This is a genomic window from Streptomyces sp. DF42 (assembly GCF_058267695.1).
Genome location: NZ_CM177859.1, coordinates 4,520,275 through 4,542,678, shown reverse-complemented (window position 1 = coordinate 4,542,678; position 22,404 = coordinate 4,520,275). Strand labels below are relative to the sequence as shown.

Genomic DNA, 22,404 nt, shown 5'->3' with positions numbered 1-22,404 from the left:
CGCTTGGGCGCGTGTACGGCGTGAACGCTCGCGTGATCGCTTGACCTGCGGTTTTTCGGTGAGCGTGCGCGCTGTGAGCGGTTCACGGCAGGGTGTTGGCGTGAGGGCCGCGTGTACGGTCGCGTGATCGCTTTCCGCAGGGCCGGCGAGGGGTCAGCCGACGGCGGTGAGGTGGCGTGCGGAGGCGTAGTAGCGGGTCTGCTGCCCGCCCCCGGCTCCTCCGGCGATCCCGTCGGCCTTGGTGGCCAGGCCGCTGTCGACGAGGCGGCTCAGGTGGCGTCGTGCCTTCTCCACGTCGGCGCGGTCGGGATCGCCCCCGCCGATCAGGGTGGCCGCGAGCTCCCGGGCGGTCAGCCCGCCCGGGGCGTTGCGGAGCAGGACGGCGGGGTCCTTGGTGGGGTCGAGCGTGGTGGTGCCGCGCACGTGGTCGTGCGTGACGTCCAGCGGGCCGACCTCACCGGTGGGGGTCTTGAGGTGGTGCAGGGTGACGGCGGGGTCGCCGGCCTTTCCGGTGACGAACAGAACGCTGCCTGCGCCGGAGACGTACCAGGTCGAGCCGTAGACCTGGTCCAGGCTCGGGCGCTGGCCGCGCGGGGCGTCGGCGGTGGCCTTGCGTTGGTGATGCAGCTCCAGGATCTCCACGCCGCCTCGCAGGGCGCGGTTGCGTGCGTTGTGGAAGGAGACCGCGAGGCCGTCGTCGACCATCGTGCTGACCGCGTCCTTGAGACTGTCGATCACGATCGTGTCGGCCCGGTGGGCGGCGGCGAGATCGGCGAGGAGGTCGGGCTCCTTGTCCAGGTTGGCAGGCAGGGGCCCCTGCCAGACGACGAGCCGGTCACGCAGGATCTTCTCGTCGGTGTCGAAAACCCGGCGGCGCATGGCCTTGGCGATCTGCGTGGGGCGGTCCATGGCCAGGTAGAGCACCCGCCTGCTGGGGGCGACCGGCATCTCCAGGACCGTCTCCGACAGCCCCAGGCGGGCGAAGACCACCTGATGGGCCAGGGTGGTCTTGCCGACCCCAGGAGCACCGACGATCATCAGGCTCTCACCTGATGCCCAGACGGTCTTCTCGCGCGTTCCCCACAGGGGTTCGGTGTCGGCGCCGGTCTCCGTGACGAAGGTCCACCCGTCGGTGGCGAATCGATTCAGACGGCCTTCGCCCGAGGCGAGTGCGCGCTCGCGTTCGGCCCGCATCTCCGCTTCGACCTCGCTGCGGATCGCCTCGGGGTCGGCGCCCGGCTCCTGCGCGCGCTGGACGGTGCGTATCGCCGAGGCGAGCAGGCGGCGGAGGTTGGCCTTCTCACGGATGATCTCCGCGTGATGCTCCGCGCCTCCGGTGCCGTAGAGGGCGCCGGCGAGCTGGTGCAGGTAGACGGCGCCACCGACCCGCTGCAGGTCCCCTTGCTGCTGGAGCAGCTCGGTCAGGACGATCGGGTCGGTCGGCCTGCCCTCGCGGTGCAGCGCGAGCAGCGCACGCCAGACCGTCTCGTGCGCGGGCCGATAGAAGGCGTCCTCGCCCAGGATCGGCCGGACCGTGTCGATGACGTCGCTGTCGTGCATGCAGGCGCCGAGGACCGCGCATTCGGCGTCCAGGTTGAAAGGAGCCTGCGCGGACTCGTCCGGATACAGCGTGGGGGCGTATCCGGAGCGGGATGGCATCTCTTGCATGTGACCCGTACTCTGGGTCAATAGGACTCCTCTCCCGGCAGGCCACATGGAGCGCCAACTCCGGCCACCGGTCCAGATCGTCATGGTTGGGCGGTTGTGAGGGTTTCCGCTTCGCCCCCGGTGTTCCAGCACCGGGGGTTTCTGCTTGTCCAGCCGCGTTCACAGCCGGACGCCATAAGTCTACCGCAGGCATTCGGGAAACATCTACTTGCATTCGACTTCCAAATGATGTTAACTAGTTCACCCTGGGCCAGTGCCGTCCGGCAAGGCCCGCACGACGAGAGGAGAGGAGGTGGAGATGGCCCCCGGCAAGGGAGACGACGCAGTCGGTGCGAGCTCGCGGCCTCCGGTCGAGGACAACATCGCCGAGCGCGTGAAGCTGGAGCGCGAGGCGCGCGGCTGGAGTTCGGTCACCCTGGCCGAGAAGATGGCCGAGGTCGGCCACCCCATCGGACAGTCCGCGATCTGGCGCATCGAGAGTGGCAAGCCCCGCCGCCGCGTCAACACCGATGAGGCGCTCGGCTTCTGCAAGGTCTTCGACATGACCCTCGACGAACTCGCCAGTCCGCCAGGGAAGATGGCCAACCCGATCATCCGTCGGCTGGTCGGTGAGTACGTCGAGCTGTGGAAGGAATGGCGTTCCCTCGGCAAGTCCATGGACGCGATCCAGGACCAGCTCCGGGAGTACACCAAGGCCAACCCGGACCAGGACACTATGGTCCGCAACCTGCTCGCCCACGAGCTGGACGCGGCCTCCAACGGCGACTTCCACCGCCACAAGGGAGCCCGCTCCCGGTTGATCCGCTGGCTCGGCGACGCCTTCAGCCCCTCGGCCTCCGACACTGCCGTCGACGCCGACGAGTAACCCACCCGCAGCCAGGCCCTCGGTGCTGGAACACCCAGGGCCCGTCCACCACTGCGGCCCCTTCGCGCCTCCGCGCAACCGCCCAACCACCACCCACACCACCACGACCGGTCCGACCGGAGTTGGCGCTCCGTACGTGACCGGGGTGAGGAGCCCTCTTGCCCGAGTTCCCCCTGCCCGTGACCCAGATCGCCCAGCTGCTCGGCATCCCCGAGGGCGCCCTGCGCGCCTTGATGCCCGAGCACGACGACGTACCTGGCGATCCGACCCTCGTCGGACTCACCGTCGAGGAGGCCGCGCGCCGACTCGGCATCGGCCGTACGAAGATGTACGAGTACGTCTCGTCCGGCGAGATCCGTTCCGTCAAGATCGGCAGCCTGCGCCGCATACCCGCCGAGGCGGTCGGAGAATTCCTAGCCCGCCGCTACCGGACCACGGACTTCGGCGCCGCGGCCTGAGCGGGGCACACATGGCACAGCCGAAGAAGCCCCGCACCTCCCGCCAGCCCAACGGCGCCTCCACCATCTACCTCGGCAAGGACGGCCGTTGGCACGGGCGCGTCACCGTCGGCGTCAAGGACGACGGCAGCCCGGATCGCCGTCACGTCGGTCGTAAGACCCGTGCCGAGGTCACCAAGGTCGTGCGCGAGCTGGAACGCCAGCGTGATGCCGGTGGCGTCCGCAAGGCCGGCCAGCACTGGACGGTGCAGACCTGGCTCACGCACTGGGTGGAGAACATCGCCGCGCCGAGCGTCGGCGAGTACACGATCGACGGCTACCGCGTCGCCGTCTACCGCCACCTCATCCCCGGTCTGGGTGCCCATCGCCTGGAGAAGCTGGAGCCCGAGCACATCGAGCGGCTCTACAAGAAGATGCAGGAGTCCGGCAGCGCCGCCGGCACCGCGCACCAGGCCCATCGCACCCTCAACACCTCCCTCAACGAGGCAGTGAGGCGACGGCACATCACCCTCAACCCCGTCTCGATCGCCAAGGCTCCGAAGCTGGAGGAAGAGGAGGTCGAGCCGTACACGGTCGAGGAAGTCCAGCGCCTCCTGCTGGAAGCCGAGAAGCACCGCAACACCGCCCGGTGGGTCATCGCCCTCGCACTCGGCCTGCGCCAGGGCGAGGTCCTCGGCCTGAAATGGGAGGACGTCCACTTCGATGCCGGTGTGATCCGCGTACGGCAGAGCCGCCTGCGGCCCCGCTACAAGCACGGTTGCGGAAACCGCTGCGGTCGTAAGCCCGGTTACTGCCCGCAGAAGATCAACACCCGCAAGGAGACCAAGGGGACGAAGTCCAAGGCGGGTAAGCGCCCGATCGGTGTCCCCGAGGAACTCCTGAAGCTGCTCCGGCTGCACAAGGAGGAGCAGGACCGCGAGCGGGTCCTAGCCCGTGACCTGTGGGTGGAGAAGGGGTACGTGTTCACCTCGCCGGTCGGTGAGCCCCTCAACCCCAACACCGACTACCACCGGTGGAAGGACCTCCTGAAGGCTGCCGGTGTCCGTGACGGCCGCCTCCACGACGCCCGCCACACCGCCGCGACCGTGCTCCTCATCCTCGGCGTCCCCGACGCCGTGGTCGACCGCATCATGGGCTGGGAGCCCGGCAACTCCGCGCGGATGCGCCGCCGTTACCAGCACCTGACCGGTCGGGTCCTGAGGGACACGGCGGCGAAGATCGGCGGACTGCTGTGGCCTGCCGCCACGGATGGCGGCGACGCCAGGGTGTCCGAGGGAGTAGTGGTGCACGTCGCCCGGCTCGGCGCGTACCTCCTCCCGTTCAACGATCGCGGGCAAGCCGCATTCCTGGTGGAACGCTGGCGCGCCGAACGGCCAGGTCAGACGGCCGAAGTGGAGGAGTGGGACCGGCAGAAGTGGGAGCGGGAGGGGCCCGGTGGCCCGGGCGCTGTCCGCGACCGCCTTCCCGACCGCCGCGTCGTCCATCACGCCCACGCCGCCTTCCTGCCGGGTGGAGAGCGGGAGCCGACCGTTCGTCCGGATCCGTGGTCGGTGGACGTCTGGGAGTTCGAGACGGACCTCTACAACGACCAGGTGGTGCGGTGGAGCACCCTTCGCCGAGTGGGAGGTGAGATCGACGTCCGGGTGAGCGGTACGGACGAAGGGGCCGTGGCGGCGGCCTTCGCGGCGGCTTGTGTGCAGGCCGCTGATCGCGCCAAGGATCCGGGCAAGTACGCCGACAGCGACGAGCGGTAGCCGAGATGCGAACGGTGGGCTGTACCGGCAACGGTGCAGCCCACCGGCCGTTACGGGCTCGTAGCGACCTTTCGGGAGCGTTGCCGTTCGAGGCGTGGTGTCCCTCCGGCCGCGAAGAGGGCTGCGGCGGTGGAGGCAAGGGCGAGTACGACGAACAGGCCGGGATGACCACCAGCGGTCCGGCCAGCGCCGCTCCCGCGGACGGCGCCAGAGCGGACGCGATGGTGGCTGGGGCAGCCAACAGCCCGGAGAGGCGCCCGTAGTGGGCGGTTCCCCATCGGTCGGTGACCGCGGTGGCCTGAAGGAGGGTCAGGTTGCCGCGCACCATGTCTGCCGCGACCGCGATGCCCACCAGGAGAGGAAAAGGACCGGACACCATCGCGAACGCGGCGGTCGTGGCCCCTCCGAAGCTGATGAGGGCAACGGTGCGGGTGGTGACGCCCGTGCGGCTAGCGAGGGTCGAATACAGAGTGCGGCCGAGCGTCTGTCCCGCGCCGCCCAGCCCGAGGGCCCAGGCGGCGGCCGTGGCGCCGGCGCCACGCGCGATCAGCAGGGGCGGCGTACATGGCGAAGCTGTTCAGCGTGAGCGCGGCGCCGAGCATCAGGAACGGCCGACTCTGGGCTACGGACCCGCTATTGGTGTCCCGTGGGGAGGCAGGCGCGGCGGCCGGTGGCCATGGTCCTCGTAGCGCGAGGGCATGGGCAGGGACGGTCACGAGGGCCAGGAACACGGCGAGTACGGCGTAGGTGGTGCGCCAGCCGAGGTGCTCGGCGAGTACGGCGGTCAGGGGTGCGAAGGCAGTGGAGGCCAGTCCGCCGGCGAGGGTGACCACGGTGAGCGCATGGACGCGTTGGTCGCCCCACCAGCGGGTGAGCGCGGCGAAGGCGGGCTGGTAGAACGTGGCGGCCATGGCCAGGCCGGCCAACAGCCAACCAGCAGCGAAGGCGGCGAGATTGGGGGCGCTGGCGATGGCCAGCACGGCGATGACACCGAGGACGGAGCCGGTGGTCATCACGGCGCGTGGGCCTCGGCGGTCCAGGACGCGGCCGACGGGTATCCCGGTGAGGGCGGAGACGAGCAGGGCGCCGGAGAAGGCCGCGGTGGTCGCGGTCGTCGACCAGCCGGTGGCGACGGTGATCTCGGGATTGAGGACGGGGAGGGCGTAGTAGACGATCCCCCAGCTGGTGATCTGAGTTGCGCACATTGTTTCGGCAACCGTGCAGTGTCTCTTTGATGACCGCGCCTCCCGCTGACCAGTAGTTGTGAGGGAGTTCAAGGGGTGTCTCTCTGCTTAACATCCCTCGCATGGAACAGGCGAGGGTGGCCAGGGCTTCACGTACGTCGGGGGTAGAGATCCGATTCGTCGAGCGTCTCGCCCCGTCCGGCGGCCTCGCGAGCCCTCCACTCGGCGGCTACGTCGATGTCCGGGCGTACGAGGCGGAGTGCGTCGAGGTTGTGGCGTCCTGCTACGCAGCGCCTGAGTCGGCTTCGGTCGGCTCGGGCGCTGCTTCGTTTTCAGGCCCGTGCGTGAGCGGATGTGCCCTCGGCCTGCGGAACGTGCTTGGGCCCGGCGGCGGTGGATACCCCGTAGGTATGGGGTCAAGCAGAGTGCCCCACGAGTGGGCCGTCTGCCGCGGATGTCTCCATGGGCCCGTTCGGCAGGCGGTGTGCTCGGCTCGGATGAGTCTGTCCGGCGCCACATTCCCGGTTGCCGGCGACGTACGGTGAAAGTACCGAGGGCATCACGCACTCCGACTCTCCTGTCGGGTCGTCCTCGGCGAGAGACGAAAACCCGGGCCGCCCGAGCGGACGGTGCGGAGACGGGTCGGCATCATGGCCACCGCGATCACAGCAACTCCGCGACCCTCCCTGGTTATCGCGTTTCCCTGCCGAGGGGCGGCGTGACGGTCGTGCAGCGGCTGGACATCCACCGGCGTGACCGGGGAGAGCGGGCCCTCGTCACGCTCGCCGGCGCGATCGGACCCGCCACGGCTCCCCTGTTGCGGGCCGCGCTGGAGCAGTGCCTGCGCGACGGCGTGACCGGCATCGACGTCGATCTCGCCACCGTCTGCTTCTGTGACTCCCAGGGCCTGGACGTCTTCCTGACGGCGTCGCGACACGCGGACCGGGCGCATGCTTTCGTGCGGCTGCACCATCCGTGCGCGCAGATCACCCGACTTCTCGCCGTCACCGGCTCCGCCTCCCTGCTCAGTGAGGTGCCGGGTGCGTCTGCGTCGGCCGACGAGCAGCTGGGCGGCGGCGGCCTGGTCAGTGCACCTGTAGTGAAGGACGGGATCCGTCTCCGCCGCCTGACCCGCTGGCAGTCGGAGGACCTGAGGGAGGACATCGCCGACCTGGCTGTGGAATCCGTCGCGGGCTTGTCAGCGAGCGCGGACCGGGAGCGGGGCGACTTTTTGGGGCGGCTTGCCATCAGCGCCCGACGGCCCGGATTTGCGTTGCTGGTCGCCGAAACGACGGTACTGGTGGGGTGTGCCTTCGGATTCCCGGTGGGTTCCGGTGCCCGCTCGGAGCGGGGGTTGCAGGAGAGCGTCCAGCGGCTCACCGGCTGTGCCCGGTTCCTGCTCCTCACCCAGGTCGTTGCGCATCATCACGCCCAGCGCCGAGACATCGGTCGCCGTCTGCAACAGCGTCTGCTGGCCGACCGGCACACCGCGCTCGGAGTCGCCCTGATCCGTCCGGCAGACCAGGCCGGCCAGGCCGCCTTCGAGTCCTGGGGCTGGCGAAATTGCGGAGAGATGGTGGGGATGCCCGGTCTGGGCGCACCCTGCGTGCTGGTCCTCTTCCCGGAGAACGCGCCTGTACCGGCGCCTCCGGCCTTGGGCCCGGGCCGGGCGTAGCCTGGGAGACACCGAGAGCATGTCGGGCGCACGATGTGGCGGCGCCTTTCCCGGCGAGTGACGAACGAGGGCAGCGCCTTCACTGCCCGGGACGGGATCGCACGATGGACTCCCTCACACCGCCCGCCGAAGGTATGCCAACGGATGACGAGCACACGTACCGGATGCCGCTGGCGCGGTTGAGCCTCACCCCGGAGTCCAGCCACGGCCCGCTCGACGGAGCATGGTGGCCGCGCTGTGACGTCCTGGAGCTGGAGTTGCCCGCCCTCGTGGGCTCGTTGGACCCCGGCCACGGTACGGTCACCCGCGTCATGGTGGGGACTGCCGCGTGGCCCGACGCCCCGGGAACGGTGTCCTCGCCCGACCACGTGATCGAGGTCGTCCTGAGCGACGCCGCCGACGAAGCGCATGCCATCACCCTGGAGTGCGGCACCGTGGGGCGCTGGGAGCTGCTGGTCATCCCGCCCGACGAGCCGACGGGAACGGCCGGTCGGCTGCTGACGGCCGCCGCCGATCCCTGGAACACGCAGTCGGCTCAGCGCATCCTCGCCCGTGTCGAGGACGGCCTCGGCCAGGAGAGCGGCAGGCAGCGGAACGGCCCATGATGGACTGATGGGACCGGCAGCTCTTTCGTCGGCCACCGCCGCCCGTATCCGCGTGGATCACGTCGGGTGAGCGGATGACGGCCGAACCACGCGCGGACCGCTCCGAGAGCTTCGGGGAAGCGCTCCTCGGGACGGTTCTCGATCGCGCACACGAGCTTCCGCCCCACCTCGTCGGCCCACTGGTCGCCGACATGATGGAGCGGCTGGGGGGCCGCCGTCCGCAGATCCTGCTGCAGGACTACGGCCAGCTGCTGCTCGTACCCCTGCCCGGTGAGGGCCTCGCGGGCGGGGACCCCCAGGTGATCGACGATTCCGCCGCGGGCCGCTGCTTTCTCGGTGCGCTGCCCGTCGAGCTGCCCGAGGGCGACGGCGTACGCGTCCACCTGCCGCTGCTCGACGGCGGCGACCAGGTGGGCGTCATGGCCGTGACGCTGGACCGGGTCGACGACGACGACCGTCGCATGCTGCGCCGGCTCTCCGCTCTGGTGGCCGACCTGCTGGTGACCAAGCACGGATATTCCGACCTGTTCTTCCGTACCCGACGCCGTGAACCGATGAGCGTGGCCGCCGAGATCCAGTGGGCGCTGCTGCCGCCCCTGGCCATGATCATGCCGCGCGTCGCCCTGGCCGGAGTCCTGGAGCCCGCGTACGACGTGGCGGGGGACAGCTTCGACTACGCGCTCAACGGCGACGTCCTCCACCTGGCCATGATCGACGCGATGGGGCACGGCCTCGGCGCGGCCACGATGGCCACCGTGGCCATCGGCGCGTACCGCTACGCCCGCCGCCTGAGCACCGGCCTGACGGAGATCTACACCTTCATGGACGACGCCGTGGCGAAGCAGTTCGGCGCCGACCACTTCGTCACCGCGCAGATGATGCGGCTGGACACGACGACGGGCCACCTACAGTGGGTCAACGCCGGACACCCCGCACCGATACTCGTCCGCGACCACCGTGTCACGCGCCGACTGGTCGGCCCGACGACTCTCCCCGTGGGCCTTGGCGGTGCGGAGCCGGAGGTAAGTGCGCTGGGGTTGGAACGGGGAGACCGCGTCCTGTGCTTCACCGACGGGCTGATCGAGGAGCACGCGGCGGGCGAGGAGCAGTTCGGGGAGGAGCAGTTGATCGACTGGGTGAACAGGCTGGAGAGAACCGGCCGCGGGGTCCGGGCGGTGGCGCGTGCCCTGTCGCACACACTCAAGCGGGCGCGGGGCGGCCAGACCACGGACGATGCGACGCTGCTCCTGTTGGAGTGGCGCGGCTGACCGGACCGCAGGGTCTGTCCCGGTGCGGGGCGACTCATCAGCCCGACGCTGTCTGTCCGCCTCTCGTATCGATGAGGATCTGCTCCGCAGAGCTGACATTGCCGGCCAGGACGGCCTGGGCCATCGCCGAGTGAGCGGCTGACGCTCCGCGTCGGGAGCCCCTCCCAGGCCGTGGCGTCCAGCCCGACCCGGCTCAGGGGGCCGAGGTGCTCCATGAGCGCGTCCAGCAGTGCCGGCAACTCCGCACCGATGTCATGGGACCTCGGCCACCACGCCCCGTCGAGAACCGCTTCGCGCGATGCCGTCGTCTCCAGCCGGAGCAGTGCACACCCCGGCCGTACCGTCTGACGGATGCCGCTCGGCAGATGCCGGGGACCAGGGGATATGTCGGAGTCGGTCATGAGGACCACCCGTTCGGGATCCGGCAGCGAACACGGGCGCGCCTCGCCTCTGATGCCTCTGACCACGCTACTCCCCATCACCCCGAGCACCGGCGTCGCCGGGCTCCTGTACAGCGAGGGGAAGCCGCATGAGGAGCCGGCCAGGAGCCGGGCGATCTTGTTCCGCTCGTCCGACGGGAACAGCGGTGCCGGGTCGCCGGCGCGGCGTCCTGTTGTGCCGCGGGCCCGGTCCGTGGGCTGTTGGGCGCGTGTCTGGTCGTACATCATCAAGTGCCGCTTTCCTGTGCGGCGTGCCGGATGTCCGGAGCGGCATGGCCCTGAGCCGTGCCGCGGGTCCACGTCTGGCGTCGACCCGTGTCAACGTGATGCCGCTGCCGAACGGACGCTGTTGTTACACGGGCGGGAGTACGGTGGAGAGGACGAGGGCTTCTCGTATGCCGGAACTCGGACCGGCCGGACCGTCGCCTCGTGTTCGGTTCCATCGGACCACATTTCCTTCCGCAGCACGCCACCCGTCCTCACAGGGCAGCCCGTGAGCCCGGCCGCGCCATCCGCATCCAGGCCGAGGAGTCACGTATGCCGCTCAGGCCGACCACGTCCACGACGGTCACAGCGTCGGATCCCGTCCCTCCGTCCCAGGGCTACGACGGCAAGTCCCCCTTCCCGCCGGACGGCCCGGCGCCCGCGCGCGACGGTGAGCGGCTGTACGTGACGGTGACGGCAGTGATCGTCGTCCTGCCGTTCGTGGCGCTCGGCCTTCTCGGATGGCTGCTGTGGGGGAGTCTTGTCCATCCCGCGGACATCGTCCTCGCGCTCGTCCTCCATGTGGTCACGGGTCTCGGCGTCACGGTCGGCTTCCACCGCGGTCTCACTCACGGCGGCTACCGGGCCGTCCGCCCCGTGCGGATAGCGCTCGCGGTGGCCGGTTCGATGAGTTTCCAGGGCGACCTCATCGGCTGGGTCGCCCCCCACCGCCGCCACCACGCCTTCACCGATCGGCCCGGCGACCCGCACTCCCCGTACCGCTACGGCACGCACCTGCGCGGCCAGTTGCGAGGGCTGCTGCACGCACACGTCGGCCGAGTCCGGCCCGCGTCGATGCCCGCCGCGCCTGACATCAACCACTCGTCCGTGCACGGCAGTTGGCAGGAGCCCTCATGACCACCGCACTGCAACCCCCGCTTCCCTCGCATCCCGTTCTTCGTCTGCGCCTGGCACCGCGCGGCGGCATGCCCCGGCCGATCGACGGAGCGTGGTGGCCCCGTTCGTACGACCTGCTGGCCGAACTCCCACGGCTGCTCGCCGGGTTGCCGCGCGCGTGGGGCCACATCACCAGCGTCACGGTCAACGGGGCGACCTGGTCCGCGGTGCCCGGCCGGATGCTCGTCTCCAACCAGGTCGTACGGCTGCACCGGACCCTCACGGCATCCGCCGCGCACACCATCGTCCTGCTCGCGCCCGGTCAGGGGCGCTGGGACCTGCTGGTCGTGCCGCCGGATACGACCGAGGAGGCCGCGGAACCGCTCATGGCGGCAGCGGCGGACGGTCAGGAGTGACGCGACCCGTCATGTGCCACCGGGTCGAGCCGGGTGGTACGTGACGGGTGCTGCGCCTCGAACCGTCGGACCAGGCGTGTCGCGGCAACGGCCAGGATCAGCAGGGTACTCACGGCCAGGGCTGTGACCACGGCGGTCACATCCCCACGGAGCTCTGCTGAATCCAGCCGTACGACAAGGCGTCGCCGGCCCCGGCTTCCGGGCTTCCGTGGCCGGTCCGTTCCGCCTTCATGAGCTCGGTGGCGGTCATTGGCGAGCCTGTGTCCGCAGTCGCGGCGGCCATCAGCCGGGCGGCCGAGGGGGCGCCGGTCTCCGGCGGGACGACCAGGAGGTCCCGGCGGCCCGCGGTGCGGGACAGCAGCAGGATCGCGTGCGGATCCAGTTCCGCGGTGAACCAACCGACCCTCACGACATGGCCGTTGACGAGGATCCTGGGCGGGAGGATCGGCCAGTGGCGGGGGTTGACCGCGATACGGGTGATCCGCCCCCACAGCGGGTCCAGCACGTCCGCCAGGGCGGAGAGTTCGCTCGGCAGGTCACGTGAACGAGGCCACCAGGCGCCGTCCAACCGGGCGGGCCCGCCGGAAGGACTCTCGGATCTCAGCGCGAGGCGCGCGGCCGGGGGCCTGAAGGGAACGGCCCGTAGCGGGGGACGGGAGGTGGTCGCGGACATCACGCAAACCTGTCTCCGGACCCCTGTGCGCGCACAGCCGCCCGGTGTCGTCGCTCGCCGGGAACGACACCGGCATCGGGGCCGGTGCGCGAAGTGCTCCCGATGACTTCACGCTACTCCCCGGAAGGCACGGGCGGACCGTTCCCCGGTCCCGGCTCACGTCCGCCCGCGGCCGTCCTCCGTGGACCGGCTGGTCTCCAGCCACGACCGTGCGGGTTCTGCCACGCGGGTGGTGTCCACGGTGAGGTCGAGGAGGGTTCCTCCGTCGGTGGCCGCGGGATAGCTGCGCTGCTCGGTGGCGGCGAAGCAACGGCGCAGAGCCTCCGCGACCCGTCGGGCGGCCTCGGGCGAGGCGGCGACGATGCGGACCTCGGCGTGCCCGTCCGAGGGTGCTTCCGTGGACTGCATGGCGACCTCGGAGTTCGGTGTCCCGGTAGGGGACGGCCTGGATCTTTCACTCTACTCCGGCGTGTCCCACAGCCCGCGCGGTCTTCCCGGTCGTCGTCGGCACGAGGAGTACCGTGAAATGAGCTCACTCGGTTTCCTCGTCCCCGGCAGGCAGGCGAGTGCCATGTCCGACTCCGGCTCCCCGCGTGTGACCAGGCTCCTGCCGGACGCCGTCCACCAGGCCGTGCGGCCCGGGACGGCCGTCGTACGGCTGGAGACGACACACGACCGGCAGGGCGTGCTCGACGGGGCATGGTGGCCGCGTTCCCGCGACATCGCGGCCGAGCTTCCCAACCTGATCACCGCACTCACCGAGCACCTCGGGCCCGTCACCCGCGTCGGCCTGGACGCCGACGCCTGGGAAGGGTTGCCGACGCGGATGACCATCGACGACCGTGTCGTCCGCATCGACCCCTCTCCGGTCGGCGACGACACCGTCCTCATCACCCGGGGCGAGCAGGACCTCTTCTCCCTCCTCGTGGTTCCGCCGCACGCGACGCCCGACGCCGCGCGTGCCGCCATGGCCGAGGCCGTCCGAGCCGGCAGCGCGACGCAGGCCGAACAGATCCTCGTCGACACCGGCACCGAGCGGGCACGGCAGGGAATGTGACGTCGGTCAGCCGGAGCGGTCCTCGGGCCGGGCCGTCGCGGGCGCCGGGATGGCGTCGGTGTCGAAGGCGCCCGAGATGATCCGTGTGGCCAGGTCCGACAGGCGCATACGGCGGGAGCGGGCAAACGACCGGAACACCTCGAAGGCGTCGTCGACGGAGGTGTTCCAGCGCTCTGCCAGCACGCCCTTGGCCTGCTCGATGAGGACGCGGCTGGTCAGCGCGGTTTCCAGTTGACTGTTCACAACGTGCGACTGTTCCAGCGTCCGCTGCTGCAGGATCGCGATCGTGGCCACGTCGGCGAGGGCCCGGGCGAGCGCGATGTCGTCGTCGCCGAGGTGGTGCGGCGTGGTCTGGAAGAGGTTGAGGGCGCCGACGATCCGGTTGCGCAGGCGCAGGGGGACCGCATGTGTGGTCACGTATCCCGTCTCACGGGCCCGTGGCGCGAAGCGCGGCCAGCAGGCGGTGACCTCCGGCCGCGTCAGGTCGATGTTCGTTCGGGCGGTGCCGGTGCGGTAGCACTCGACGCACGGGCCCTGGTCGTGCTGGAGCGCGAAGAGTTCCAGCAGGCGGGTGTGCTCGTCGGAGGCGGCGATGATCTGCAGTTCACCGTGTGCGTCGGCGAGCAGGATCCCGGCCGCCGACACGTCGAGCAGTTCGACGCAGCGCGCGGACAGCCGCTGCAGCAGGTCTATGACGTCGAAGTCCTCGACGAGGGAGTCCGCCACCTCCACGAAGATCTCGGACACACGCCGTTCGCGGGCCATGCCGATCATCCCTTTCCATCGTCGGGCGTGTACGGCCCGCTCACATCGTCGTGGAAGTAGTCGTCGAAGCGCAGCCTGCGGGCGACCACATCCGCTGCGAGCTCGCCGAGAGGGCGCTCACTGCCGTACGCGCGGGCACGCAGGCGCAGCAACGCCTCCTCCATGGATACGCCCAGCTGGACGCTGATCATTCCCGTGGCCTGGTGCACGACCGCGCGGCGCAGCCCCGAGGGCCGCTCCAGGAACAGGCCGAGCCCGAGAACGTCCTTGCTCCGGCCTCCGCGCTGGTCCTCGTTGAGAAGAGCACCGGTCAGTGCGGCGGTCAAGGCGGTGGCATCCGTGTACTGCTGCTCGCTCATACGCCGGTTCCCGTCGCACAGCACGGTCAGTACGCCGATCCGGATGCCCCCGATGACCAGCGGGAAGCAGCACACCCCGTGCACGCCCAACTCGTGCGCGGCCGGCAGCAGCGCGGGCCAGCGCTCGGCGCGTACCCGGTCCAGGTCCGGCTCCACGACGGGCGACCCGGTGCGGACCGCATCCGGACCGGGCCCTTCGCCCAGCGTGAACTGCAGCTCCTCGAACCGCCCGCTCAGCTCGGGGTGGCACCACAGCGGCTCGGCCATCCGGCCTTCGTCCAGCAGCAGCGACAGCACGATGCCCGCGGCACCCAGCGCCTGAGTCCACGCCTGCGCCGCGTTGCCGGCCTCGTCCAGACGCAGCGACCGCAGGAGATCGGCCATGCCGTCGCTGATCACCGGTCACCGCTCCGGGTCGGCCGCGGCACTTCGGGACGGGGAGCCGCGCGGCTTCCGCCGTACATCAGGCGGGTCGGTTCGTCGCCGTACAGCCCGCGGGTATGTCCTGCCAGGCGTCCTGGGCACTGGCGTATCGCGGGAAACGCTCCAGCAGACCCGCGGCCCGGAACACCAGGTTCGGTCCCCGCCGGGTATGGACGATGCGAACCCATCCGCCCCGCCCGCGGCAGTCGCGCCACGCCGCGCACAACGGGTCCAGGATGCTGCCGTCCATGAACGTCACGCCGTTCAGATCGACGATCAGGAACAGCCGGCCGGTGCCGTGGCGGGCGTCCTCCAGGTCACGCGCGAAAGCCGGCGCCGTCGTCAGGTCCAGTTCGCCGCCGGCCCGGACCATGCGGCACTCGTCGAACAGGTCAGGGTACGGGCCCATATGTGCCCATCTCCTCTGCCACCGGGGTGGCTTTCGCCTTGCGCAGGGCCTCTGTTGCGCGGGTGGGACTTCACGGAGAGGGCCGGGGTCACGGGCGGCCGTACGGCCAACCTACTGCCGGGAGTGAGGAAGCGGGCCCCTTCGCCAGTTATTGACTGATTGTCAAAGGCATCCTCCGGCGTCGCCCAAGTCCAGCCGTGTTGCGAGGGGTTCCAGTGATCACCGCGGCGGAGCCGTCGGCGGCCGGGCCATGGATCAAGTGGCGCCCGCCATTGGCCCACGCGGTGATGGCCTGGGACCGTGTGCCTTGGCCCTACGGTCCGTTCCGGCTGCTTGGGAGTACGCTGAAATTACCGGGGATATTTCGCGCACCGGCTTCCACGCCCGTGTCGTTTTCGGCGATCGAATATGCCGGGTCGGTTGCGGTCGGCCTGGGGCAGGGTCCGCGCTCGTGTTGACTGCGACGATCTCCTCCTCGCCGGAACTCCCCTCTCTGGGCCCTGCTCGAGCAGGGCCCGCGCAGACTGCTGCCGCTCGCGTACCGCATGGGCCGCTGGAACCTCCTGGCGGTCCCGCCGCAGACCGCCTGTCTCGGCCGTGTGGCTGATGGCCGCCGCGAGCGACCCACTGGGCACGTCGACCGCGAGCCGGCTGATGGAGGGGGCGGCGCGCGTGTGGACGGTGTCCGAGAGACCGGCCAGGCCGTGGATGCGGTCCGGGACTCCTGTCCACGGACGATGGGTCGCGCGGGTGAGCGGTCACGTGAGGTCTTGCTGGGCGGACATCTCATCTCCCGCTGCGATATGACTTTTCGTCCGTCGTCCGGCGGTCCGGGGCGTGGGACGACGGAGGCACTTCTCACCGCGAGGACATGTGATCCGGATGGATGTCGGGCCGCGCGATGGTCAACGGTTGCTCCTTCGACGGGAACCCGCCCGCCGGTGCTTCTTCATGACGCTGCATGTGTCCGGCGAGCTTGATTCCGCCAGCATCCCCGCACTGTGCGACCTGGTCTCCGTCGTGCTGGCCGAGGGCAGCAGACATGTGACGCTGGTGCTGTGCGGGGTGACCCGCTGCGACAACGCCAGCTTCTACGTCCTGCTCGGCGTGCGACGGGCTCTCCACCACGCCGGGGGCAGCCTCAGCCTGAGGGGGTCCAGCACCAATGTCCGGCTCGCCTTCGAGCGTAGCCCGCTGCGGCAGGTGTTTCCGCTCCACGACGAGGACAACCCCGCGGCTTAGGAGGACGGAGAGGAGGACGACGCCCGGTCACTGGTGGCCTGGGCCGGCCCAGCGAGGGGCCTTCGGGCAGGCGCTTCTGCGTGAGCGATGCGTGAGCGGACGGAGCCGCACAGGCCATCACGGAGAAGGCCGGGTCACGAGCCATATCGGCTCTGACCTGGTGGTTCCGGACACCGAAGAAGAGTCCGGAACCACCCGGCAAGATCACGCCAGGACTGCTCGCCGCTCGCCGGTTTCGCCCGGTGACCCACTGGTGTCCCGTGGCATTGAGGCTCTGCTGCGCGCACAGAACCCGGACGGCGGCTTTCCGTTCATCGCGGGCTGGGAGCCTTCGGGACGACCGTGGCCGGGCTGGGGCTGGCCACGGCCGGTGCGGAACGCGACGTGGTCGTGTCGATGGGTGAGTTCCTGGCGGAGCATCAGAATCCCGATGGCGGCTGGGGTCACGCGCCACGGGTGTGGTCACCGACCGGTCCCGGCACACCGCTCCCGTGACATCCGTCACTAGCAGGACGCCAGAAGAGGAACACGATGGCTCGTCATGGCGCGACACAAAGTTGGGGCCCAGTCTCCGTGTAAAGCGACATGACCTGCGTGGGACACGGCCTCGGCCGACACAACCGTCGGCGCGGGCAGAGCAGCACGAGGCCGCGACCGGTCCCCCGTACCCGTCGTGGCCTCACCTGTGCGAGCGTCGCTCATCGGGTCACGTCAGCAACCACCGGACGTGCTCGGGGCGCCTGGTGACTGATACCACTGGCCGCTGATGTGTGCGTGCCCTCTTCTGTCGCCGTGCAGGCGCGAGATCAAGAGAGACCACTGATGTCCGACAAGCCCTCCGTGCTCTTCGTCTGTGTCCACAACGCGGGCCGCTCCCAGATGGCCGCCGCGTGGCTGACCCACCTGGCCGGGGGCCGTGTCGAGGTCCGCTCCGCTGGCTCCAACCCGGGCGCCAACGTCAACCCGGCCGCCGTCGAGGCCATGGCCGAGGTCGGCATCGACATCTCCGCCGAAGTCCCGAAGATGCTCACCGTGGACGCGGTCAAGGAGTCCGACGTCTGCATCACCATGGGCTGCGGCGACGCCTGCCCCGTCTTCCCCGGCAAGCGGTACCTCGACTGGACCCTCGACGACCCGGCTGGCAAGACTGCTGCCGACGTCCGCCCCATCCGCGACGAAATCGAGCGCCGTGTCCGCGGGCTCCTCGACGAACTTGGCGTACCGGTCCAGCACTGACCGCAGCGGTGAACCAGATCACTGTTCACCGTCGTCCGCCTCGGTCCCATCACGACAACTGAGACCAAAACTGAGACCACGGCACGACGAAGGCCCCGACCGAAATCCGGTCGGGGCCTTCGTTTGCCCTGATGGGCGGAGGCGGAGGATACGAGATTCGAACTCGTGAGGGGTTGCCCCCAACACGCTTTCCAAGCGTGCGCCCTAGGCCTCTAGGCGAATCCTCCGCCGGGAACATTACATGACGTGGGAGGGTGCTAGCGAACTCGTTCGGGCGCCCGGCGATCAGGTAGGCTGGGGTTCAGCCCCTCACGCGGCGCTATCTGACTGAACTCCCCCAGGGCCGGAAGGCAGCAAGGGTAGGTCGGCTCTGGCGGGTGCGTGAGGGGTCTTCTGTTGCGTGGACGCCCCCGCTGCCGCCGTCACCCCCGTCGGCGACAGATCCCGCCGGTGCGCGCGCAGGAAGACCCGCTCGTCGATGTAGACCGCGATGAAGAAGACCAGCGCGACGCCGAGGCCGATGACCGACGGGTGATGCCCGGTGCTCGGGGCCAGGATGGCGGTCATGGCGAGCCAGAGGAAGACGTTGGGTGTGTTCTGGGTGATGAACATGTCACGGCCGAGGGCGGTGCCGTGGGGGCGCATGCGGAGGAACAGCGCCGTCAGTCCCCGGAGGATCGTCAGAGCCGCCGCGGTGATGGCCATCCCCAGCAGCAGGTGACCGGCGAGCGATGCCGTGAGCCCCGTCGGCGGGGTCAGCGCGAACGTGGCCAGGCCGGCGAGCGGGATCAGGGCCAGGCCGCCCAGCCAGTTCCAGTTCGTGCTGAGGGCGCCCGCGCGGATCGGATCGTGCCGACGCAGGACCTGGGCGCCGGCGCCGGGCAGGACGAGGGCGGCGAGCAGTACGGCCACGTACGTGAGCAGTGCCGGTTCGAGGGTGGTGAGCGTGTGTGCCTGAGTCGCCCCGCCCGGCAGCATCACCGGCAGTGCCAGGCCCGTCAGCAGCAGGGCCGGCAGGGCCAGTGAGGCGGCCACCGTGTGACGTACGGCGAAGAAGTAGTCGCCTCCCCAAAGGAGGGAGAGGGTGGGGGCCAGCAGGGCGGGCGGCAGCAGGAGGAAGAGTCCGGCCAGTTCCAGGGGGACCGAACGGGCCGTCCAGAGGAGGGCCAGGCCCAGCGCCAGGCGGGGGAGGAGCAGGGGCCATGCCGTGTGGAGGCTGGCCATCGGGCGGCGGAGTGTGTGCGGATTGACCCGCAGCATCGCGAAGAACGAGCCGACCGAGAGCAGCGCCGTCAGGGCGGTGGTGAACGCCCAGGACGGTACCCGTATCCCGAGCGCGAGCTGCGCGGCCACCCCCGCCGCGGCCGCGCCCGCGACCATCAGCGGGAGGCGGATCTCTACGATCTCGCCGAGGTCGTTCAGCAGGCCCGCCGCCGCGGGGGCCGCGACCGACCGGCGCAGATCGTCCTCGGAGAGCGGACGGGCGTTGGGGATCTTGAAGTCGCGGTACGCGTCGGGGGCGGCGCCCGCGACGACCAGCGCGAACATCTCCACGATGTACTTGTGGGCGACGACGAGGACCGTCCGGCCCGCACGGGAGGCGGGCAGCAGTACGTCGTTGTAGTACGCGGCCACGCGTGCGTGCATCTCCGTCCAGGTCTCGCCGCCGGGCGGCCGGCCGGTCGGGGAGTGGAACGCCTCCGTGTACCCGGCGAATCCGATGCTCTTCTTCACCAGGCTCTTGTTGCGACCGCTGTGGATCCCGAAGTCGCGCTCTATGAGTGCCTCGTCGACCGTCACCCGGTCCGGCGGCTCGGGCAGCCGCTCGATGATCGTCCGGGCGGTCTCCTGGGCGCGGCGCAGCGTGGACATGTGCACTTCGTCGATCCGCACACCTCCTGCGGCGAGGGCGGCGACCCGGTCCGCCGCCTGGTCGGCCTGGCCCAGGCCGAGCGCGGTGAGCGGGGCGTCCAGCCGTCCGGCGAAACGGTTCTGCTCGTTGGCCTGGGACTCTCCGTGGCGGATGAAGTAGAGGGGCATGATCTCCTCGTGTGGGGGGTGAGGGGATGAGGGGAGTGCGGGAGGGTGCGTGGGGGTGCGGGCGAGGTGTGAGGGGTGTGACGGCAGACAGGGTTGTTCTGGGTCCGAAGTTGTACGCGTTCTACTTAACTTTTCAACTTAACTGCGGGCGGCCCGTTTCCATGAAGTGGCTGTAAAAGCCCGGAGACGGCCCAGAGACGGCCGATAACAGCTGTTGAAACCGCGCGGTCCCCGTTGTCAGTGGGCGCCTATAACCTCGTATGCGTGTCGTCTCTCGCGCTGTACCGCCGCTATCGCCCGGAGTCGTTCGCCGAGGTCATCGGACAGGAGCATGTGACCGACCCGCTGCAGCAGGCGCTGCGCAACAACCGGGTCAATCACGCGTACCTGTTCAGCGGCCCGCGCGGATGCGGGAAGACGACGAGCGCACGCATCCTGGCCCGTTGCCTGAACTGCGAGCAGGGCCCCACGCCGACGCCGTGCGGCGCGTGCCAGTCGTGCCAGGACCTGGCGCGCAACGGCCCGGGATCCATCGACGTCATCGAGATCGACGCCGCGTCGCACGGTGGTGTGGACGACGCCCGTGAGCTGCGTGAGAAGGCCTTCTTCGGGCCCGCCGCCAGTCGCTACAAGATCTACATCATCGACGAGGCCCACATGGTCACGTCGGCCGGTTTCAACGCGCTGCTGAAGGTCGTCGAGGAGCCGCCGGAGCACCTCAAGTTCATCTTCGCGACCACCGAGCCCGAGAAGGTCATCGGGACGATCCGGTCGCGTACGCACCACTACCCCTTCCGGCTCGTGCCTCCGGGGACGCTGCGCGAGTACCTCGCCGAGGTGTGCGGACGCGAGAACATGACGGTCGAGGAGGGTGTGCTGCCGCTGGTCGTGCGCGCGGGCGCGGGTTCCGTGCGTGACTCCATGTCCGTCATGGACCAGCTGCTCTCCGGAGCGCGGGAGGAGGGTGTGACGTATGCCATGGCCACCTCCCTCCTCGGCTACACGGACGGCTCGCTTCTGGACTCCGTCGTCGAGGCGTTCGCCACGGGTGACGGCGCCGCCGCCTTCGAGGTCGTCGACCGCATCATCGAAGGCGGCAACGACCCGCGCCGCTTCGTCGCCGACCTGCTGGAGCGGCTGCGCGACCTCGTCATCCTCGCCGCGGTGCCGGATGCCGCGGAGAAGGGGCTGATCGACGCCCCGGCCGACGTCGTGGAGCGCATGCAGGCCCAGGCGGGCACCTTCGGTGCCGCCGAGCTCAGCCGCGCCGCCGATCTCGTCAACGAGGGCCTGACCGAGATGCGCGGCGCCCACGCGCCCCGCCTCCAGCTCGAGCTGATCTGCGCCCGCGTACTCCTGCCCGCGGCCTACGGCGACGAGCGCGCCGTGATGGCCCGCCTCGACCGCCTGGAGCGGGGCGTGAACTTCTCCGCGGGCGCCACCATGCCCGCGACGGGGTACGTACCCGGGCCCGACATACACGGCGGAGCGACCCCCAGCCTGAGCCCCAGCCCGGCCGCCGCCGATCAGGTCGCGCCAGTCGCGCCAGTCGCGCCGGGAGGCGGGCCCGCCGCGGCCCGAGCGGCGGTACGGACATCGGGCGCGCCGTCCGCCGGAATCGGCACCCCCCCGCCGACCCCCGAGGCAGCCGCACCCCCGGCTCCCCCCGAGCCCGCCGCTCCGGTGGCCTCCCAGCCCCCGTCCCAGCCTCAGCCTCAGCCTCAGTCCCAACCCACGGCGCCTACGTCGGCTGCCGCCCCCGGCGCCTGGCCCGCCGCCGCTCCAGCCGGCGGAGGCAGACGCCCCGGCGGCTGGCCCACGGCGGCGCCCACGGGCACCGGCCGCCCCCCTGCCGCCCCCGCCGCATCCAGCGCCCCGACACCGGCACAGGCACCGGCACCCACGCCCAGTCCCCAGCCGGCAGCGCCCGCGCCCGCCGCCGCGTCCTACGCGCCCCCGAGCGGCGGCCTGGACCCGCGGATGCTCTGGCCGAACATCCTGGAGGCGGTCAAGAACCGCCGCCGCTTCACCTGGATCCTGCTCAGCCAGAACGCCCAGGTGGCGGGCTTCGACGGAACGACCCTCCAGCTGGGCTTCGTCAACGCAGGAGCCCGCGACAACTTCGCGAGCAGCGGCAGCGAGGACGTACTGCGGCAGGCGCTGACCGAGCAGTTCAGCGTGCAGTGGAAGATCGAGGCGATCGTCGACCCGTCCGGCGGCTCCGCCCCGCCCCCCGCCAACGGCGGCCACGGCGGAGGCGGCACACCGGGCGGCTACGGCACCGGCACGGCCTCGCAGCGCCCCGCGTCCCCACCGGCCCCCTCCGCACCCGCCCCCCCGTCAGCACCGGCCACCCCCGCCCCCAGTGCCGCTCCCGGGCCCCAGCCGGCGGCCCCGGAACCCCCACCCCCGGTCGCCCCCGAGGACGACACCCCCGAGGACGACGACCCCGACCTCAACGAATCGGCCCTCTCCGGCCACGACCTGATCGTGCGCGAACTGGGAGCGACGGTGTTGGAGGAGTTCTCGAACGAGTAGCCGGGGCTGAGTAGCCGGCGCTGAGCATCCGGTGTCGAGTGGCGGGCAGAGGCAGACGCAGAGGCAGACGCAGAGGCAGACGCAGAGCAGGGCGGGCGGAGACACGCCCGTCCGGCGTGCCCGCCCGGCCTTTTGGGCCGAGGCCCCTCAATCAAGTGCCGACGCCTGGATCGCGGGGCGCAGCCCCGCGGGGGCCCCACATCAACGCGGGCCCGGATTCAGCAGGGC

20 protein-coding genes, 1 tRNA gene, 1 other RNA gene and 4 pseudogenes are annotated in these 22,404 nt (G+C 70.5%); 15 read left to right on the top strand and 11 right to left on the bottom strand.

What is annotated here, in order from left to right; all coding sequences use genetic code 11:
* Window positions 1–153: 153 nt before the first annotated feature.
* Window positions 154–1,659: a DnaB-like helicase N-terminal domain-containing protein gene (locus tag ACYUED_RS20695; RefSeq protein ID WP_491293753.1), complete on the bottom strand. Its 1,506-nt coding sequence runs from the start codon at window positions 1,657–1,659 to the stop codon at window positions 154–156.
* A gap of 262 nt (window positions 1,660–1,921) precedes the next feature.
* On the opposite strand from ACYUED_RS20695, the gene ACYUED_RS20690 reads away from it, so the two are divergent.
* The 3 genes from ACYUED_RS20690 to ACYUED_RS20680 all read left to right on the top strand — a co-directional run bounded on the left by ACYUED_RS20690 (window position 1,922) and on the right by ACYUED_RS20680 (window position 4,745).
* On the top strand, window positions 1,922–2,533 hold the full coding sequence (locus tag ACYUED_RS20690) for a helix-turn-helix domain-containing protein (RefSeq protein WP_491293752.1): 612 nt from the start codon (window positions 1,922–1,924) through the stop codon (window positions 2,531–2,533).
* Window positions 2,534–2,691: 158 nt separating this feature from the next.
* Window positions 2,692–2,991: a helix-turn-helix domain-containing protein gene (locus ACYUED_RS20685; protein ID WP_491293751.1), complete on the top strand. Its 300-nt coding sequence runs from the start codon at window positions 2,692–2,694 to the stop codon at window positions 2,989–2,991.
* An 11-nt stretch (window positions 2,992–3,002) separates the two neighbouring features.
* Complete coding sequence (locus ACYUED_RS20680; RefSeq protein ID WP_491293750.1) at window positions 3,003–4,745, top strand: tyrosine-type recombinase/integrase; 1,743 nt, start codon at window positions 3,003–3,005, stop codon at window positions 4,743–4,745.
* A gap of 50 nt (window positions 4,746–4,795) precedes the next feature.
* On the opposite strand, the pseudogene ACYUED_RS20675 reads toward ACYUED_RS20680, so the two are convergent.
* Both ACYUED_RS20675 and ACYUED_RS20670 read right to left on the bottom strand, forming a co-directional pair.
* Window positions 4,796–6,022 (bottom strand): annotated as a pseudogene (locus ACYUED_RS20675) (MFS transporter).
* Window positions 6,023–6,062: 40 nt separating this feature from the next.
* Window positions 6,063–6,210: pseudogene (locus ACYUED_RS20670) on the bottom strand (HAD family hydrolase); the annotation flags it as partial.
* 437 nt (window positions 6,211–6,647) lie between these two features.
* Here ACYUED_RS20670 and ACYUED_RS20665 point away from each other — a divergent pair.
* The 3 genes from ACYUED_RS20665 (at window position 6,648) to ACYUED_RS20655 (ending at window position 9,477) form a co-directional block, all read left to right on the top strand.
* Complete coding sequence (locus tag ACYUED_RS20665) at window positions 6,648–7,604, top strand: STAS domain-containing protein (RefSeq protein ID WP_491293749.1); 957 nt, start codon at window positions 6,648–6,650, stop codon at window positions 7,602–7,604.
* 134 nt (window positions 7,605–7,738) lie between these two features.
* Complete coding sequence (locus tag ACYUED_RS20660; protein ID WP_491293748.1) at window positions 7,739–8,209, top strand: DUF5994 family protein; 471 nt, start codon at window positions 7,739–7,741, stop codon at window positions 8,207–8,209.
* A gap of 74 nt (window positions 8,210–8,283) precedes the next feature.
* Window positions 8,284–9,477, top strand: a complete 1,194-nt coding sequence (locus tag ACYUED_RS20655) for a PP2C family protein-serine/threonine phosphatase (protein ID WP_491293747.1) — start codon at window positions 8,284–8,286, stop codon at window positions 9,475–9,477.
* A gap of 203 nt (window positions 9,478–9,680) precedes the next feature.
* Here ACYUED_RS20655 and ACYUED_RS20650 read toward each other — a convergent pair.
* Window positions 9,681–9,878, bottom strand: a pseudogene (locus ACYUED_RS20650) (DUF5994 family protein); the annotation flags it as partial.
* A 576-nt stretch (window positions 9,879–10,454) separates the two neighbouring features.
* Here ACYUED_RS20650 and ACYUED_RS20645 point away from each other — a divergent pair.
* Together ACYUED_RS20645 and ACYUED_RS20640 are read left to right on the top strand one after the other, a co-directional pair.
* Window positions 10,455–11,039, top strand: a complete 585-nt coding sequence (locus ACYUED_RS20645; protein WP_491293746.1) for a hypothetical protein — start codon at window positions 10,455–10,457, stop codon at window positions 11,037–11,039.
* Window positions 11,036–11,434 carry a DUF5994 family protein gene (locus ACYUED_RS20640; RefSeq protein ID WP_491293745.1) on the top strand — a complete coding sequence of 133 codons (399 nt, stop codon included), beginning with the start codon at window positions 11,036–11,038 and terminating at the stop codon, window positions 11,432–11,434. Before ACYUED_RS20645 ends, ACYUED_RS20640 begins: the two co-directional genes overlap by 4 nt.
* 136 nt (window positions 11,435–11,570) lie before the next feature.
* Here ACYUED_RS20640 and ACYUED_RS20635 read toward each other — a convergent pair whose 3' ends face one another.
* The gene (locus ACYUED_RS20635; protein WP_491293744.1) at window positions 11,571–12,107 is read right to left on the bottom strand and encodes a DUF5994 family protein; all 537 of its coding nucleotides are present in this window, start codon (window positions 12,105–12,107) and stop codon (window positions 11,571–11,573) included.
* Between the two features lie 156 nt (window positions 12,108–12,263).
* Window positions 12,264–12,515, bottom strand: coding sequence for a hypothetical protein (locus ACYUED_RS20630; protein WP_491293743.1), 252 nt, complete (start codon window positions 12,513–12,515; stop codon window positions 12,264–12,266).
* A 163-nt stretch (window positions 12,516–12,678) separates the two neighbouring features.
* On the opposite strand from ACYUED_RS20630, the gene ACYUED_RS20625 reads away from it, so the two are divergent.
* A complete protein-coding gene (locus ACYUED_RS20625; protein ID WP_491294345.1) occupies window positions 12,679–13,164 on the top strand; it encodes a DUF5994 family protein in 486 nt (161 codons plus the stop codon).
* A gap of 6 nt (window positions 13,165–13,170) precedes the next feature.
* Here the strand turns inward: ACYUED_RS20625 and ACYUED_RS20620 are convergent, their stop codons facing one another.
* From ACYUED_RS20620 to ACYUED_RS20610, 3 genes are all read right to left on the bottom strand, one after another.
* Window positions 13,171–13,938 carry an ANTAR domain-containing protein gene (locus ACYUED_RS20620; RefSeq protein ID WP_491293742.1) on the bottom strand — a complete coding sequence of 256 codons (768 nt, stop codon included), beginning with the start codon at window positions 13,936–13,938 and terminating at the stop codon, window positions 13,171–13,173.
* Window positions 13,935–14,687 (bottom strand): GAF and ANTAR domain-containing protein, encoded by a 753-nt coding sequence (locus ACYUED_RS20615; protein WP_491293741.1) that lies wholly within the window; start codon window positions 14,685–14,687, stop codon window positions 13,935–13,937. Before ACYUED_RS20615 ends, ACYUED_RS20620 begins: the two co-directional genes overlap by 4 nt.
* A gap of 64 nt (window positions 14,688–14,751) precedes the next feature.
* Window positions 14,752–15,120 (bottom strand): STAS domain-containing protein, encoded by a 369-nt coding sequence (locus ACYUED_RS20610; RefSeq protein WP_491293740.1) that lies wholly within the window; start codon window positions 15,118–15,120, stop codon window positions 14,752–14,754.
* Between the two features lie 951 nt (window positions 15,121–16,071).
* Here ACYUED_RS20610 and ACYUED_RS20605 point away from each other — a divergent pair.
* Together ACYUED_RS20605 and ACYUED_RS20600 are read left to right on the top strand one after the other, a co-directional pair.
* The gene (locus ACYUED_RS20605) at window positions 16,072–16,362 is read left to right on the top strand and encodes an STAS domain-containing protein (protein WP_491293739.1); all 291 of its coding nucleotides are present in this window, start codon (window positions 16,072–16,074) and stop codon (window positions 16,360–16,362) included.
* A gap of 822 nt (window positions 16,363–17,184) precedes the next feature.
* Window positions 17,185–17,598, top strand: coding sequence for an arsenate reductase ArsC (locus ACYUED_RS20600; protein ID WP_491293738.1), 414 nt, complete (start codon window positions 17,185–17,187; stop codon window positions 17,596–17,598).
* A 142-nt stretch (window positions 17,599–17,740) separates the two neighbouring features.
* Here the strand turns inward: ACYUED_RS20600 and ACYUED_RS20595 are convergent.
* Window positions 17,741–17,825: transfer RNA gene (locus ACYUED_RS20595), tRNA-Ser, on the bottom strand.
* Window positions 17,826–17,898: 73 nt separating this feature from the next.
* Between ACYUED_RS20595 and ffs the strand changes: the two genes are divergently transcribed.
* The 3 genes from ffs to ACYUED_RS20580 all read left to right on the top strand — a co-directional run bounded on the left by ffs (window position 17,899) and on the right by ACYUED_RS20580 (window position 19,222).
* An RNA gene (gene ffs / locus ACYUED_RS20590) (signal recognition particle sRNA small type) lies at window positions 17,899–17,995 on the top strand.
* 53 nt (window positions 17,996–18,048) lie between these two features.
* Window positions 18,049–18,624, top strand: a complete 576-nt coding sequence (locus tag ACYUED_RS20585) for a hypothetical protein (RefSeq protein WP_491293737.1) — start codon at window positions 18,049–18,051, stop codon at window positions 18,622–18,624.
* A gap of 220 nt (window positions 18,625–18,844) precedes the next feature.
* Complete coding sequence (locus ACYUED_RS20580; RefSeq protein WP_491293736.1) at window positions 18,845–19,222, top strand: hypothetical protein; 378 nt, start codon at window positions 18,845–18,847, stop codon at window positions 19,220–19,222.
* On the opposite strand, the pseudogene ACYUED_RS20575 reads toward ACYUED_RS20580, so the two are convergent.
* Window positions 19,141–19,638, bottom strand: a pseudogene (locus ACYUED_RS20575) (histidine phosphatase family protein); the annotation flags it as partial. The gene ACYUED_RS20580 and the pseudogene ACYUED_RS20575 sit on opposite strands and share 82 nt — an antisense overlap.
* Before the next feature lie 264 nt (window positions 19,639–19,902).
* Here ACYUED_RS20575 and ACYUED_RS20570 point away from each other — a divergent pair.
* Window positions 19,903–22,176 (top strand): DNA polymerase III subunit gamma and tau, encoded by a 2,274-nt coding sequence (locus ACYUED_RS20570; RefSeq protein ID WP_491293735.1) that lies wholly within the window; start codon window positions 19,903–19,905, stop codon window positions 22,174–22,176.
* Window positions 22,177–22,404 lie beyond the last annotated feature (228 nt).

Excerpts from the sequence above, each read along its gene's own strand:
- ACYUED_RS20695 (WP_491293753.1), bottom strand. The coding sequence starts at position 1,659 with ATGCCATCCCGCTCCGGATACGCCCCCACGCTGTATCCGGACGAGTCC.
- ACYUED_RS20680 (WP_491293750.1), top strand. The coding sequence starts at position 3,003 with ATGGCACAGCCGAAGAAGCCCCGCACCTCCCGCCAGCCCAACGGCGCC.
- ACYUED_RS20660 (WP_491293748.1), top strand. The coding sequence starts at position 7,739 with ATGCCAACGGATGACGAGCACACGTACCGGATGCCGCTGGCGCGGTTG.
- ACYUED_RS20655 (WP_491293747.1), top strand. The coding sequence starts at position 8,284 with ATGACGGCCGAACCACGCGCGGACCGCTCCGAGAGCTTCGGGGAAGCG.
- ACYUED_RS20645 (WP_491293746.1), top strand. The coding sequence starts at position 10,455 with ATGCCGCTCAGGCCGACCACGTCCACGACGGTCACAGCGTCGGATCCC.
- ACYUED_RS20640 (WP_491293745.1), top strand. The coding sequence starts at position 11,036 with ATGACCACCGCACTGCAACCCCCGCTTCCCTCGCATCCCGTTCTTCGT.
- ACYUED_RS20635 (WP_491293744.1), bottom strand. The coding sequence starts at position 12,107 with ATGTCCGCGACCACCTCCCGTCCCCCGCTACGGGCCGTTCCCTTCAGG.
- ACYUED_RS20630 (WP_491293743.1), bottom strand. The coding sequence starts at position 12,515 with ATGCAGTCCACGGAAGCACCCTCGGACGGGCACGCCGAGGTCCGCATC.
- ACYUED_RS20625 (WP_491294345.1), top strand. The coding sequence starts at position 12,679 with ATGTCCGACTCCGGCTCCCCGCGTGTGACCAGGCTCCTGCCGGACGCC.
- ACYUED_RS20620 (WP_491293742.1), bottom strand. The coding sequence starts at position 13,938 with ATGATCGGCATGGCCCGCGAACGGCGTGTGTCCGAGATCTTCGTGGAG.
- ACYUED_RS20610 (WP_491293740.1), bottom strand. The coding sequence starts at position 15,120 with ATGGGCCCGTACCCTGACCTGTTCGACGAGTGCCGCATGGTCCGGGCC.
- ACYUED_RS20605 (WP_491293739.1), top strand. The coding sequence starts at position 16,072 with ATGACGCTGCATGTGTCCGGCGAGCTTGATTCCGCCAGCATCCCCGCA.
- ACYUED_RS20600 (WP_491293738.1), top strand. The coding sequence starts at position 17,185 with ATGTCCGACAAGCCCTCCGTGCTCTTCGTCTGTGTCCACAACGCGGGC.